Source organism: Flavobacterium subsaxonicum WB 4.1-42 = DSM 21790 (genome assembly GCF_000422725.1).
Lineage (GTDB): Bacteria > Bacteroidota > Bacteroidia > Flavobacteriales > Flavobacteriaceae > Flavobacterium > Flavobacterium subsaxonicum.
This window is the reverse complement of the sequence record NZ_KE383911.1, coordinates 288,223-303,151: the sequence shown is the minus strand read 5'-3', so window position 1 is coordinate 303,151 and position 14,929 is coordinate 288,223. Positions and strand designations below refer to the sequence as shown.

Sequence of the window (14,929 nt, the reverse complement as noted above, 5' to 3'; positions counted from 1 at the left end):
CGAAGTGCAACGGAGCGCGGCAATCCCATAGGGCATAGATTGTTTGGTTTAAAAGATCGCTTCGTGCCTCACGAAGACGGTGCCTGAAAAGTGTTGTGTTAATAAAAGACTTTGCCTGAAGAACCTTACAACCAACAAAATCTGCCCGAAACTAATCGGGCAGATTTTTAAATAATAGTTACTATGGCTAATTACTATATATTTTTAATGCCGGTAAGATAAGGTTTACCTCCGTCTAACGGCTTAAATATCTCTACAATAGCCTCCCAAACTACAAGGGCCGGTGGTATAGATGCTGTGCATTTAAAGCGGTAGTTGATGCCTGCCACAATCTGGGTTGCAACTTCGGTAGGGGTATATTTTACTCCTACAAAGCCGTACATGGCTTCATCAAATACTATTTGGTCTTCGGGTGTAAGGGCGTGGTACTTTGTCCAGCCGCCCGGTACTAATGTTTCTACTGAATTTGACATGATGTGTAATTTTTTTTGATGGATGATTTATTTAATATCGTTCGATGCCATAAATGTATGGCTTGCCGTTTATTGGCTTGTGAATTAACACAATGGCTTCCCATACAACCAGGGCAGGTGGCATAGAGGCAGTACATTTAAAACGGTAGTTAGTACCGTTTACAACCTGTGTTGAAACTTCGTTCGGAGTATATTTTACTCCCACAAAGCCTTGCAGGGCTTCATCAAATACTTGCTTGTCTTCCGGGGTTAATTTGTGGTAAGCAGTCCAACCTCCGGGAATTAATGTTTCTACTGAATTTTGACCAGACATAATGTTGTAATTTTTTAGTGTTTTCCTACTCGTAAGGCTTTTCGGAAAAAGACGCCCCGTTTATTAAAGTGGTTCCTGCTCCACTCAATAGCTAATAAGCGCCATGCTTAGTAAATAGCAAGCTACCTATCAGTGTTTTAGTAGTGCTAAACTATAATAAACCGCCTAATAAAAATCAGGTAGAAATACGTGTTTTTTTAAAATTGCAGAAATTTTTATCTGAATAAGTTTAATGGACAGTAAGCAATAAGCAATTGGCAACAGGCAATAAGCAATTGACAACAGGCAATTGGCAACAGGCAATAAGCAATTGACAACAGGCAATTGACAACAGGCAATAAGCAATAAGCAACAGGCAATAAGCAAGAGGCAATAAGCAATAAGCAACGGGCAACAACCCTCAACCCTCAACTCAAAACCCTCAACTCAAAACCCTCAACCCCTAACTCAAAACCCTCAACCCTCAACTCAAAACCCGCAACCCCTAACTCAAAACTCCCAACTCAAAACCCGCAACCAACAACCAATTTCCCTTCTGCAAAATTACAACGCCTTTTGCATAGCAGTACTGAAGTGGATGTTGCAGTAAATGGGTTTATTGAACAATATACCAATCGGTATATTTTAGTTTATTGATAATTAGTAAATTAAGTGTTTTGAGAGGCTATGAGCAAAATAGGGGAGAGTAGCTGACGCTATTTTAGAGATGATTTGGTAGTGAATGTCAGAGTCCAAAAGTGAAATATCAAGCCTTTTTTTGACAGAGGCACAAAAAAAATCCGCTCTCGGCAAAAAGAGCGGACTAACAATTATGAAGAAAAAAAATGGTTGGTTTAGGTAGCTTTTAGTAATACGTGTAGCGCCTTACTTTTGCAACGTATTTTGCAAGGCGAATTACCTGGTGGCTGTACCCATACTCGTTATCGTACCATACGTAAAGTATTACATTTTTGCCGTCGGCGCTTACAATAGTAGCCTTACTATCGTAAATTGCCGGGGCCGATGTACCTACTATGTCGCTGGATACCAGTTCGTTATTTACAGAATATTTAATTTGTTCAACAAGTTCGCCTTCAAGGGCGTAGTGTTTCATTATCTCATTAACCTCGGCAATACTGGTAGGCCTTTCCACCTCTACATTAACCACCACTAACGATCCGTTAGGCACCGGAACCCGTATAGCGTTGGAAGTCAGCTTGCCAGCTAACGATGGTATAGCTTTGGCAACGGCACTGCCGGCACCGGTCTCGGTAATAACCATGTTTAAGGCGGCTGCCCTGCCGCGGCGGTACTTCTTGTGCATGTTGTCGACCAAATTCTGGTCGTTGGTATAGGCGTGTATGGTCTCCAAGTGACCCTTAGTGATGCCTAAAGTATCTTCTAACACCATAAGGATAGGCGTGATAGCATTAGTTGTGCACGATGCGGCCGAGAAAATGTCGGTATCATCGGGGCTGTAATCGTTGTGGTTAACACCGTATACAATGTTGGGCACGCCTTTGCCCGGTGCGGTTAGCAGCACCTTCTCGATGCCGTTGGCAACCAGGTGGCGCTTAAGAGCATCTTCTGTAGTAAAGGCGCCGGTGTTGTCTATAAGCAGGGCGTTGTTAATGCCGTACTTGGTGTAATCTACCTTCTCCGGGGCAGATGCAGTAATAATGTGTACTGTAGCACCATTGATTACCAGTGTGTTGTTGTGTAAATTAACGGTTACCGATCCCTGGAAATCGCCATGTATAGAGTCGTGTTTTAAAAGCGATGCCCTTTTTTCGAGCAGCGTGGCATCGTGTTTGTCGCGTACCACAATGGCTCGTAGCCTTAGTTGGGCACCTTTGCCTATCTTGCTCATCATTTCGCGGGCTAATAGCCTGCCAATGCGGCCAAAGCCGTATAGTACCACGTCTTTAGGCTGTATGTTCTTGCTCGCCTTGGCATGCCTAAGCTTGTCGTTTACAAAGGCAGTAGCATCGTTATAGTGGTTATCTTCAAGGTGATACTCGTACGTTAGCTTGCCAATGTCTATTCTTGACGGGGGCAGGTTGGCTATCTTAATGGCACGGGCAATCTCTACAGTATCAAAAACATTGATGGGTTTTTTGATAAACTCGCCGGCATACTCGTGCAGGTTAATAATATCGCCTATGCTCTTGTCTATTAGTTGATTGCGAAAAAGTACAAGCTCAATAGACTTGTCATACCAAAGCTCGCTTACAATATTAATAAATTCAACACCTGCCTTACGCCTGTCGGCCTGGTAAGAGAGTTCTTTTTCGTAGAGAACAGTATTGTTCATAAGAGGCAAAATGTTTTAATTGTGATATTATGATGCAAATGTATAATATTTCAATCGTTTTCGTAAAATAATTTCGCATATTTTTTTACTATTTTTTAAATTATAATCAATGGTGTTAAAATGCTATTAATGCTAATGCAAATTGGCGTTAAACAATATTTTATTAACAGTTGGGCTGTAAATTATATGGTAACTTTATAAGACAACACAAAATTTTGTTATCATGAAAACAATATTACAATTACTTGGCGGCTGTATGTTTATGGCAGCCAGTGTTTTATATACAGATACCGCCCAAGCCCAGATAGATTACCAACAGGATTTTTCGCGCGTAGGCCATAAGTGGACCGACCGCGACTTTAAAGTTACTAACGTTGCGGTGTGCCAGACCGAAAGTGCCATAAGGGCTCACGTTAATAATGGGCTGGCCAGGCCTGTAGTGGCAGAAACGGTTTCTCCGGCAGTTGGAGTAAGCAATGGTGAGGCTATTACGCTGATGTACAGGTATAAAATCCTTATATACGATAATGTGTTACCGTACCAGGCTGAAAATACTACCGATTGGGGCACCATAACCCTTGATTATGGGTCAAGCCGTAACGGGCCTTGGACGGCTATAGACGCTATTACACCACAAAATCATATAAGATCAGCCGATTGCGCCCTGCGACAGGTAACTTTTAGTCCTGCCGATAGCACTAAGGTGTATTTGCGCTATAGGGTAACGCCGGGCATCAACCCAAAAAGTAACTATTTTGTTTATATTGATGATGTTAGCGTGCTACAGGATGGCCTTACAACCGGCCCAGTAGTCGCAACCAGTGACCTTACCGTGTATCCTAACCCCGTAACCGATTACCTAAACCTTAGCTTTAACGGTACGATAAGCAACATTGCTATTTTTGACCATCAGGGGCAACCGGTAATTATAGAAGATATGAACAACGACTTCTCCCGACTGGACATGACCGGCCTTAAGTTTGGCGATTACGTGTTGAAAATTACAGCCAATAACGAAGTGCGGGAGGTTAGCGTAACTAAAAAGTAATGTATATCACTTTAAATATGAACCGGTTATGTAGCCGGTTTTTTTGTCTATTGCTATGTTAAAGATTTCTTAAAATTCAATTTATCGTAAGGATTTAAAACTTTTAGAAGTCAAAATGTTCTAAATTTATAATTATAACCTCTTTAATATCAAATGTATGAAGCCAACACTACTAATTTATGTGTTTCTTGCTTTTGGCCTTTTTATAAATCCGCAAAAGGGCTACGCGCAACTTAATTATTCGGAAGATTTTGAATCGGACGACATTGCCTGGACCAACCCCGATTTTGCTTACTGGCTGGACGATTACGAATCGTGCGACGGCTACTCTATAGTAACCGAATTGTATTCATTTTACGATCCGGGAACCACAGTGTCAGGGTTATTAGGCATGTCTAACGGCCAATTGGCAACCTTAACCTATGATTACAAACTCGTAGATTATTACGATGAAACCGAGGCCTATCCTAACTCGCCTAACTGGGGCAGTTTTACCATAGAATATGCCGCATCGCAATCAGGCCCGTGGACATTACTGGAAACGGTATCACCTGCAAACCATATTGTTTCGGCAGATTGTGCCACGCGTACGGTTACATTTACACCTCCGGGCGGAAGCAATGTTTATATAAGGCTAACATCGGGTGCAAACCAGAATGAAGATATCGATGCTTACTTATACTTTGATAACGTGAGTGTTACACAGGCAGCTTCTTTACCTTGCGATGGCACTCCGCCAACATCGGTTACGGCTGCATCTACACTTTATGCCTGTAATGAAACTGATGTAACCTTATCATTATCACCGCCTTATTTTGTGGCCGGTTTAACGTATCAGTGGCAATCGTCTACAGATAATGTTACGTATACCAATATAGCCACCGGTGGCACTGCTGCCACTTATACTACTACGCAGGCTGTATCTACCTGGTACAGGGCCAAAATTACCTGTACCGCAAGTACCTTAACCGCAACAAGTACACCCATACAGGTGCAAAACAGCGGGTTGGATTGCTTATGCCAGGTCGAATTTGATAGCGGTGTAGAGCCTATTACGTTTGTAGAATTTGCAGGTATCAGCAATACATCAAGTGCCGATGTAAGCAGTCCGCAGCAAGAAGATTTTACATCGATAGCTCCGGGACAGGTAGATATAGGCGAAACGTATGATATTACTATTAAGGGTAATACGGTTGATGTTTTTGGCGATGGATACGAAAATTATATTACCGTGTTTATAGACTGGAACCACAACGGCGACCTTACAGACGATGGCGAAAGCTACGAGATTGGGGTTATTACCAATTCTGATGGTGAGGATGATGTAGAGCTTACCGGAGAGATTGAAGTACCGGATGATGCCCTGCCGGGATTAACCTATATGAGGGTGTTTAAATTGTTTGATGAATATACGGGCGACCCATGTTCAAGTGACGAAGGTTACGGCCAGGTCGAAGATTACCTGCTTAATGTTAACTGTAATTTAGAAGCCCCTGAATTTGATGAAGTGTTAGAATTTTGTACTGGTGCAACGGGTATAGACTTGCCATCGGATGATGTGGCCTGGTATGGCAGTGCAACAGGCGATGATATTATTGCCGAAGATACACCACTGGCATCGGGTACATACTATGCTGCCCAGGTTGAAGGCCTTTGCGAGAGCGAAGAAAGAACCCCTGTAGAGGTTAGTATTATAGCATTGGCTAATATAGAAGGTGAAGCGATCCAGGATCTTGGCGATGCAAGCGGCACTACAGAGAATCTTGTTATTATAGTTCAGGAAGGTGCAACTGTTACCTGGTATGCTACATTGGCTGATGCCCAGGCTAATACTAACCCAATTGCCGATACGCTAATTTTAGAAGATGGTGCTACCTATTACGCAGTGGCAACCCTTGGTAATTGCAGCACAGATGTATTTGCTGTAACCATAAGTAATACGGGTAGTGTAACCGGTTTTGCAAATGGTACGTTTAGCTATTATCCTAACCCTGTAAAAGATGTGCTTAACCTGGAGTATATTAAAAACATAGACAGTGCTACGGTGTACAATTTAGTAGGCCAGCAGGTACTGGTTACTACCATTAACCAAAGCAAAGCACAGTTAGACCTGTCTAACCTTGCTGCCGGAACTTACATGGTAAAAGTTAGCGCCAATAATGCTACCGCAACAATCAAGGTTGTAAAACAGTAACATACACTTATACTTATAAATAAAACGGGAGGCCATTAGGCCACCCGTTTTTGTTTTCCTGCATTAAAATTTATCACCAATCAATCAGGAACCCGTTATATGACTCGTTAGTCTTTTATAAATTTAAGTGTGCTGGTTTTACCCTCCCTGCTTATTTTTATAAAGTAAATGCCTTTGTTTAAGCCTTCTACATTAATGGCAACCTGCGCATCAAACTGTATGTTTTTAGAAGCTACCGCCTGCCCAAGAGCATTAAAAATAGTATAATTACCTTGTACACCCGTAATGTTTGATGTTATGTACAGTACGTCTTTAGCCGGATTAGGATAAATGCCCGTACCGTTTTTTAAAGTATCATCAAGGCCTAATTCCGGAGCGGTACATACTGTAGAAGCCTGTAATGCAATCCTTCTTGGGGCATTTTGCAGCACAGCTACCATCCTTGCTTTTTGGTCGTTGGTAAAAAAGTGCTTGCAGGCATCGGGGGTATAATCCATGTGGTTCTCTATCATATCAAAACCATCACTCTCCGGGCACGAGTCTATCTCGCTGCACGTCATGTTCATAGCAAGGGCAGTAGGGGTATCGGCACAATAATCGGTATTATCGCAGCTGTTTCCATCGCCCCAAATGTGCCTTAAACCCAAAAAATGACCCATTTCGTGCGTGGTGCTACGGCCTTTATCGTGGCCTTCAAGATAATTTCCTTCAGGATAAATGTCAGACGATCCAAAAACTTTATACCAAATAGTTAGGCCATCATTGTCTTCGGTAGACTCGGCACCATCAAGCCCGTCTATATTAGCACCTTCCGGAAAAAATGCATACCCACCAACCCCGTACAGGTCGCCACCAAAATTACAAACCCAGATATTAAGATATTCTTCGGGGTTCCATATCGTTTCGGGTTTAAGTACAGTTTCTACAGCATTAAATCCCCAGCTTGCCTTATTAAGGTCAACCCTGTCTATACCATTAGTAAGGTTACCCTGCGGGTCGCGTTGTGCTAAACAAAATTCAATTTCAATATCGGCAGCAGCCGGGTTATTGCTATAGCCGGGTGTATTCTGCATGTTCCTGAAATCCTGGTTAAGCACCTGAATTTGAGACAGCACCTGCTCATCGGCAATATTTTCGTTTACGCCAAGGGCATCGCCATTATGTATAACGTGTACCACCACCGGCACCGTTACCACGGTATTGGTGTTTTGGCCGTTACGAGCAACTTTAGCCGCAGCAACCTTTGGCGCAAGCCATTGTTCAAATTGTTCGCCCGATAAACGGTTCGGATTTTTTTGCTTCAGGTACGCTTCATAATCCGTGCTTACGCAGGGGTTAAAATCGCTGCCCTTAATAGGTTTGCCAAAAGAAGCAGGAGCCTTTTTAGCGGTATTTTGTGCTTGTAGGCTAATGGTAGTAAGACTGAGCAGGAGTAGTGCTGCTACATGCCTAAAGGTATTTGTTTTCATTTGTGTTTTTGATAATAATGATTGTTACAAGGCAAATGTAGCCAGCAATAACTGCATGCTTAGTTATGTAGTTTTATTTACTGTTAACAAGTGTTAAGCGAAAATCGCCTAATCGCCTAAAAGCATGATGCTGAGTGTTATTTAGTGTTAAGCGGTAAAAAACCTTACATAAAACACTTACATTTGAGTATGAAAAAGAGTGTAACAACTAATAATAAACCGGGGCTTACCACTATATATGCTGTGGTGGCAGTGGTGTTTATAATGGGGTTTCAGCTGTACTGGCTGTACTCTGTTTACCAAAACCAAAAGCAGCTGGTGCAGGAAGAAGCAAAGAACATGCTAAAGGAGTATGTTTTAAATAATGATGCTATTAATCTGGTGGGGAGGATAAGCCGATCAGAATCCATCATTCCCGATCAGATTACAAAAGAGCTGCTTAAAGCGGGAAAGGGCAGTATAGATGTGCAGGTAAAAGTGGTAGGTGGCGAGAATGGGCCGTTGTCTGACAGCCTTGTTAAAAAAGCAATGGACTCTATAATGATGCCTGCCAATATGGTGTTTATGGATAAGAATATGCTAACCGAGTTTAAAAGTGATATGGTTTTTGCCTATCCTGCATTAAAGTATGGTGTTAAGTATGTTAAGGACGGAAAGAAAATATCGTACCCCAACCCTATGCCGAAAGATAAAGGCTATACTATTGATATGAGTTCTGAACTTAACCCGTCGCAGCACTACAGCCTGATACTCTATAATTTAGACAGCGTTATTTTAAAAGAGATGGTTTGGTACATTGTGCTTTCTATACTGTATCTGTTGGTGTGTGTAACATCTGTTGTGCTTTTGGTAAATAATATTAAGAAGAACCGTAAGCTGTTGGAAATGAAGGATAACTTTACCAATAACATGACACACGAGCTTAAAACGCCGCTTGCCACCTTATATGCTGCCACAGAGGCTTTGGACACCTATAATATGATTGACGATAAAACTGCCGCCCGCGAGTACATACATATTATGCAGGCCGACTTAAAGCGCCTAACCGGGATGACGGAGAGCATTTTATACAATGCCAAGCTTAATGATGGAAAGATTTACCTGCAAAAAGAATCGGTTAATTTGCGGGAGTTGCTTAGTAATGTTGCGCTTAAGTTTAAACCTTCTACCGATGCCCTTAATGCGGTTATAGATACTGCCGGTGTGCCGGATGATATTTATGTAAATGCCGATGCCGAACACCTGCTTAATGTGTTTAGCAACCTGGTAGATAATTCGCTTAAATACAGCAGGGGAGAGGCTGTGATAGAATTCGCCGCATGGCAGGAAAACAACACCGTAAAAATAACGGTGACTGACAACGGTATTGGCATTGCCGAAAATCATCATAAAGATATTTTTAAACCATACTTCAGGGTGTCTGAAGGCGATAAGCATACAGTTAAAGGCTATGGCCTTGGCCTTAGCTATGCTAAAGAAATTATTACCCTGCATGGGGGTACTTTAATATTGCTAAAAAGTAAGATTGATAACGGGGCTGTGTTCCAGATAACTTTACCGGCAAACTAATGAACAACGCACAGGTTTTATATGTAGAAGACGAACTATCGTTGGGTAAAATTACCGGCGATATGCTTGCCAAGAGCGGCTTTGCAGTGCAATGGGCGCAGGACGGCCTTAAGGGACTGGAATTGTTTGTGCCCGGCCAGTTTGATATTTGCATTATCGATATTATGCTGCCCGGCATGGACGGCTACACACTGGTTAAAGAGATACGGCAAAAGGATGCCGATATACCCATTATATTTTTAACTGCGCGGTCGCTTACCGAAGACGTGGTTAAAGGCTTTGATGTTGGCGGCAACGATTATCTTAAAAAACCATTTAGCATAGAAGAGTTGGTGGTGCGGATGAACGCCCTTTTAAAAAGGGCAAGTAAAACCGCAACCCAAACAACCGATGCTACTATTTATACTATTGGCCAATATAGTTTTGACCGCGCCGCTATGGAGTTATCCTATTCGGATAAAAAAATAGTACTCACGCATTTGGAAAACGAATTGCTCTACAGGCTAATAACCCACAAAAACGAGATATTGCCCAGGCAAAAGGTGTTGTTGGAATTGTGGAAAGACGATAGCTTTTTTAATGCCCGCAGCATGGATGTTTTTATAACCAAACTGCGCAAGCACTTTGCTAACGACCCTGCTATATCTATAGTAAACATTCGCGGCATCGGGTACAAAATGATCGTTAGGGAATAACGCGACATCCTAAAAAACAAAACCCCCGCTAATAAACGGGGGCTTCTAAAATAAAGATATAAAGCAAAATAAGAGTCTACATTATAAATCGAACCACTTGCCTGTTCTTGTTAAGCATCTCTACGCGCACGCGCTGGTTTTGCCCCTTGCGCGATAGTATTTCGGTTACGGTTTCAATATCGGTAGCCTTGGTGTTGTTAATACTTAGTATAATACCGTCTTTAAGCTCGTCGTAGTAAGGCATGTAGTTTTCATCGGTAATTTCCTTAATCCTGACACCGTAATCTATTTTAAGCTGTTTTTTCTCAGCGGCTGTTAAGTCCTGCAACTCAAGGCCATCATAGGTAAAGCTGTTAATTTCGTTTTTGGTAAGCTTAACCGGCAGGGTAACCATATCGCCATTGCGGTCTACGGTAACCTTAACCACATCGTTAGGGCGTTTGGTAACCACGGCAGCATTAAGGTCGGCAAAACCATTAATAGGCTTTTCGTCTATCTTAACAATAATATCGCCTTTTTTAATACCGGCAAGCTGGGCGCCGCTTTTATCAACTACGCTGTTAACATAAAAACCCTGAGTCTGGCTAATGCCAAGCTCTTTGCTGGCCATGCTGTTAAGCTCGCCACCCTGTACACCAAGCACACCGCGCTGCACGTTGCCAAACTCCATAATATCTTCTATAAGCTTGCGGGTAATGTTACTGGGTACCGCAAAAGAATAACCAACGTAAGATCCTGTAGTGCTGCTAATCATGGTGTTAATACCCACAAGTTCGCCACGGGTATTAACCAGTGCGCCACCGCTGTTACCGGGGTTAACGGCAGCATCGGTTTGTATAAACGACTGTAAACCATCTTTGCTCAGGTTCCTGGCTTTCGCCGAAACAATTCCCGCAGTAACAGTGCTATTAAGGTTGTAAGGGTTACCCACAGCAAGCACCCATTCGCCCACCTTAATATCATCGCTATTGCCAAAGGTGGCATACGGCAGTTTTTCTTTAGTATCTACTTTAAGCAGGGCAATATCCATTTTAGAGTCGGTGCCCACAAGCTTAGCCTTGTACGATTTGTTGTTGTTAAGGGTAACCTCTAATTCTGATGCGTTTTGTATTACGTGGTTGTTGGTTACAATGTACCCGTCTTCGGTAATAATAACACCACTACCGGTGCCAATTTGTGCCTGCTGCTGGCCACCGCGCTGGCCGTAAAAAAACTCCATCATGGGGTTGCTTTGTGTAGCGTACGATGTGTTTTTAACGTGCACCACCGTGTGTACGGCTTTATCGGCGGCATCGGTAAAATCAGTGGGTACTTCGGCACCCGTATACGATACGTTTTTGGTTAAGGCAGAGTGCGGAGCGGCTATTGATAAGGCAGAGCTTGGAGTGTCGTTATCAAATACCAGTTTGTAAGCTCCAAGGGTAGTGGCACCGCTTAAAAGGGATACCAGGAACAGGCTTGAAATTTGTTTCATAAAAAAAAAGTATTTAATTTTTTAATGGTTAAAGTGCGGGTGCTGCCGTGTTTTATGTGTCGTTTATATTTGTACTTTTGTCCTTATTATATGCACTAAATGGAATACACTTTTTACAAATACCAGGGCACAGGAAACGACTTTGTCATGGTAGACAACCGCGATGATATATTTCCCAAAAATGATACCAAACTTGTTGGGCACCTTTGCGACCGAAGGTTTGGCATTGGCGCCGATGGGCTCATTTTATTAGAGAACGCAGGAAGTGCCGATTTTCGTATGGTATACTATAATTCTGACGGAAATGAGAGCACCATGTGCGGTAACGGCGGCAGGTGCATTGTTGCCTTTGCCAATGCTTTGGGCATTATAGATAACGAAACCGAATTTGATGCCATAGACGGCCGCCATCACGCAACTATAGATGAAAATGGCATAATAAGCCTGCACATGAAAGATGTTAACACGGTTTCGATGTACGAGGATTATGTTTTTTTAGATACCGGATCGCCACACCACGTAGAAATAGTAGAAGATTTGCCTAACCTTGATGTTAAGGGCATAGGGGCAAATATTCGCTACAGCGGGCTGTATGGCGATAAGGGCAGCAACGTAAACTTTGTAAGCCAGGATGGGGCTGACAGATTTTCAGTCCGCACATATGAGCGTGGGGTTGAAGATGAAACTTTGTCTTGCGGTACCGGTGTAACAGCTGTTGCCATAGCCATGAAGGTGCTGGGCAAAACCGAAGCTAACACCGTAAGGCTTACCACCCCGGGTGGCGAGCTTAAAGTGTCTTTCGCGCAAAACGGCAAGCAGTTTACCGAGGTATATTTAACCGGGCCCGCCCGCTTTGTATTTAAAGGCGAAGCAGAATGGTAACCTTAACGGGAAACACTATTTACCTGAGGGCACTCGAGCCCGAAGACCTGGACTTTATTTACCGGATAGAAAACAACGAGGCCATGTGGCAGGTTAGCAACACGCAAACCCCTTACAGCCGTTTTTTAATCAGGCAATACCTGGAAAATGCCCATCAGGATATTTATGAGGCCAAGCAGCTGCGCCTTGCCATCTGCAAAAATAATACTGCTGATGCCGTGGGTTTAATAGACCTTTTCGACTTTGATCCTGCCAACCAGAGGGCGGGGGTGGGCATTATTATTCAGGAGCAAGCCCACCGCAATAACGGCTTTGGCAAAGAGGCTTTGGGCCTGCTTATTAACTACGCTTTTACCAAATTGCAGCTGCATCAATTGTATGCAAATATCCATTTGGATAATGTTGCAAGTACCACCCTTTTTACTAATTTTGACTTCCAATTAATTGGAGTAAAAAAAGACTGGAACAGGTTTGAGAACCGGTACCACGACGAGGCTTTGTACCAACTAATAAACAATAACTAAAACATAGCATTTTGAACTTAAGAAAAATTGTAGGCATTGTATCGCTGGTAGTGGTTACCGGCGGCACTATTTATGGCTATATGTTGTATAAAGATATATTTAGTGCCAATACCGCCTTTAATAAAGAAGAGGTTGCCGTTTTTATACCTACAGGTGCCGATTTTGAGCAGGTTAAAACCCTGGTTAAGCCGTATGTAGAAGATATGGATCGTTTTATATCTACCGCCGAGAAAAAAGAATACCCCAACAATGTTAAGGCCGGTAAATTTATTTTTACCAACGGCATGAACAGTAACGACCTTATAATAGCCTTACGCCAGCCCAGAACGGTAGATATTGCCTTTAACAACCAGGAAACCCTGCAAAGGGCAGTGGGCCGTATAGCGCAGCAAATAGAGCCGGACAGCCTGCAACTGTTAGAAGCTTTTACCGATAAAGCTTTTTTAGAAGAAAATGGCTTTAACGAAGATAACGTACTGAGCATTTTTATTCCTAATACTTACGAGTTTTTTTGGAACACAACAGCCACCAAGGTTAGGGATAAGCTTATGAAAGAATACCGCCGTTTCTGGACACCAGAGAGGCTTGCCAAAGCAGAGGCGCAGGGCTTAACACCATTGCAGGTATCGGCATTGGCTGCTATTGTGCACAAAGAGACCGTTAAAAACGACGAGAGGCCGCGTGTGGCCGGTGTGTACCTTAACCGCCTTAAAAAAGGCATGAAGCTGGAAGCCGACCCCACCGTTATCTATGCCATTAAAAAGCAATCGGGCGATTTTGACCAGGTTATTAAGCGTGTTTTCTTTAAAGACCTTGTTATAGATTCTCCATACAATATGTATAAGTACGAAGGCCTGCCACCGGGGCCAATTGCTATGCCCGATATTACGGCTATAGATGCCGTACTAAACCCAGAGCAGCACAATTACATTTATTTTTGTGCCAGCGTTACTAATTTTGGCTACCATGAGTTTGCCGTTACACCGGCACAGCACGAAGTTAACCGCCAAAAGTATGTTGTCTGGGTAGAAAAGATGGGGATAAAGAGGTAAAATCCTACAAAAGTTTAGCTGAATTCCGGAGGTTTTTTAACTTTTCCGGAATTTTTTTTACCCAAAATGTCCTACAAGATATTTTAAAGTCCAGTCTTTGTAAATCCCTTTATACAGGGTATTTAAGCTATATTCTTACAAGGTAACATGGTCTTAACAAAAAGTTAAAGTAAGGGGTGCTGCTAAGGTGCTGTAAATCAGGTTGTGTTTTTTTGTTGTATATTTGCATCTGTGAAATTCATAAAGTGACAGGTTATGAGAAATAAATACACATGATTAAGAAATGGATATACTTTGCGAGTTTAGGGATTTTTATAGCAACCGTAAGCTCTGGTTTTAAAGCCAAAGAAGAAAAACAGTTTGGTAAGATAGATGGCTTTCACTTAGCCGAAGACGAAATTACCAATTACACAGTTCCTACTATTGACGAAACCGCCAAAGTAAATTTCAATTTCCCCTTTACCGGTAAAACGTATGTTGGCTTTAAACAGGCCATAGCCATTAAAGAATCTCAGGGATTATACAAACTTGTAAACCGCTACGGTTACATGGGCAAGTACCAGTTTGGCAAAAGCGCATTGCGTGCCCTGGGCATTAAAGACGCTAAAAACTTTTTAAACAACCCACCCCTGCAGGAACGTGCTTTTAAAGCATTACTTTCTAAAAACAAATGGGAGCTTAGAAACGAAATAGGCACTTTTGAGGGTAAAGTGGTAAACGGTATTAAAATTACCGAATCGGGCCTATTGGCTGCTGCACACCTTGCCGGCGCCAACTCTGTAAAAAACTTTTTGCACAGCAATGGCAAAAGGGCCTTTAGAGATGGTTTTGGTACATCATTAAAAAGCTACATCAAGAAATTTGGCGGTTACGATACTTCGGCTATCGTGGCACACCCGGAGCCTAAGGTAAGACTTAAGTAAGCTTCGGTTTCAAAAATATA

At 42.5% G+C, this 14,929-nt stretch carries 13 protein-coding genes; 8 read left to right on the top strand and 5 right to left on the bottom strand.

Features of this window, described 5'->3' with window-relative positions; genetic code table 11:
* Nucleotides 1-194: 194 nt before the first annotated feature.
* From G509_RS0119835 to G509_RS0119820, 3 genes are all read right to left on the bottom strand, one after another.
* A complete protein-coding gene (locus tag G509_RS0119835) occupies nt 195-473 on the bottom strand; it encodes a hypothetical protein (protein WP_026993135.1) in 279 nt (92 codons plus the stop codon).
* A gap of 31 nt (nt 474-504) precedes the next feature.
* Entirely contained in the window at nt 505-786 is a 282-nt protein-coding gene (locus G509_RS0119830) for a hypothetical protein (RefSeq protein WP_026993134.1), read from the bottom strand.
* A gap of 844 nt (nt 787-1,630) precedes the next feature.
* Nucleotides 1,631-3,079, bottom strand: a complete 1,449-nt coding sequence (locus tag G509_RS0119820; protein WP_026993133.1) for a glyceraldehyde-3-phosphate dehydrogenase — start codon at nt 3,077-3,079, stop codon at nt 1,631-1,633.
* A 223-nt stretch (nt 3,080-3,302) separates the two neighbouring features.
* Here G509_RS0119820 and G509_RS0119815 point away from each other — a divergent pair, with 223 nt between their 5' ends.
* Together G509_RS0119815 and G509_RS0119810 are read left to right on the top strand one after the other, a co-directional pair.
* Nucleotides 3,303-4,127, top strand: a complete 825-nt coding sequence (locus G509_RS0119815) for a T9SS type A sorting domain-containing protein (RefSeq protein ID WP_026993132.1) — start codon at nt 3,303-3,305, stop codon at nt 4,125-4,127.
* A 157-nt stretch (nt 4,128-4,284) separates the two neighbouring features.
* Complete coding sequence (locus G509_RS0119810; RefSeq protein ID WP_026993131.1) at nt 4,285-6,321, top strand: T9SS type A sorting domain-containing protein; 2,037 nt, start codon at nt 4,285-4,287, stop codon at nt 6,319-6,321.
* Nucleotides 6,322-6,428: 107 nt separating this feature from the next.
* Here G509_RS0119810 and G509_RS22595 read toward each other — a convergent pair whose 3' ends face one another.
* Complete coding sequence (locus G509_RS22595; RefSeq protein ID WP_026993130.1) at nt 6,429-7,790, bottom strand: M43 family zinc metalloprotease; 1,362 nt, start codon at nt 7,788-7,790, stop codon at nt 6,429-6,431.
* A gap of 189 nt (nt 7,791-7,979) precedes the next feature.
* On the opposite strand from G509_RS22595, the gene G509_RS0119800 reads away from it, so the two are divergent.
* Nucleotides 7,980-9,359 (top strand): sensor histidine kinase, encoded by a 1,380-nt coding sequence (locus G509_RS0119800; RefSeq protein WP_026993129.1) that lies wholly within the window; start codon nt 7,980-7,982, stop codon nt 9,357-9,359.
* The gene (locus tag G509_RS0119795) at nt 9,359-10,054 is read left to right on the top strand and encodes a response regulator transcription factor (protein ID WP_026993128.1); all 696 of its coding nucleotides are present in this window, start codon (nt 9,359-9,361) and stop codon (nt 10,052-10,054) included. The genes G509_RS0119800 and G509_RS0119795 overlap by 1 nt, the downstream gene beginning before the upstream one ends.
* A gap of 76 nt (nt 10,055-10,130) precedes the next feature.
* Here G509_RS0119795 and G509_RS0119790 read toward each other — a convergent pair whose 3' ends face one another.
* Nucleotides 10,131-11,528: a trypsin-like peptidase domain-containing protein gene (locus G509_RS0119790; RefSeq protein WP_026993127.1), complete on the bottom strand. Its 1,398-nt coding sequence runs from the start codon at nt 11,526-11,528 to the stop codon at nt 10,131-10,133.
* A gap of 99 nt (nt 11,529-11,627) precedes the next feature.
* Here G509_RS0119790 and dapF point away from each other — a divergent pair, with 99 nt between their 5' ends.
* The 4 genes from dapF to G509_RS0119770 all read left to right on the top strand — a co-directional run bounded on the left by dapF (nt 11,628) and on the right by G509_RS0119770 (nt 14,909).
* The gene (gene dapF, locus G509_RS0119785) at nt 11,628-12,410 is read left to right on the top strand and encodes a diaminopimelate epimerase (protein ID WP_026993126.1); all 783 of its coding nucleotides are present in this window, start codon (nt 11,628-11,630) and stop codon (nt 12,408-12,410) included.
* Nucleotides 12,404-12,934: a GNAT family N-acetyltransferase gene (locus tag G509_RS0119780; protein ID WP_026993125.1), complete on the top strand. Its 531-nt coding sequence runs from the start codon at nt 12,404-12,406 to the stop codon at nt 12,932-12,934. The genes dapF and G509_RS0119780 overlap by 7 nt, the downstream gene beginning before the upstream one ends.
* An 11-nt stretch (nt 12,935-12,945) precedes the next feature.
* Complete coding sequence (gene mltG / locus G509_RS0119775) at nt 12,946-13,986, top strand: endolytic transglycosylase MltG (protein ID WP_026993124.1); 1,041 nt, start codon at nt 12,946-12,948, stop codon at nt 13,984-13,986.
* Between the two features lie 272 nt (nt 13,987-14,258).
* Nucleotides 14,259-14,909 (top strand): hypothetical protein, encoded by a 651-nt coding sequence (locus G509_RS0119770; protein ID WP_026993123.1) that lies wholly within the window; start codon nt 14,259-14,261, stop codon nt 14,907-14,909.
* The last annotated feature ends 20 nt before the right edge of the window (nt 14,910-14,929 follow it).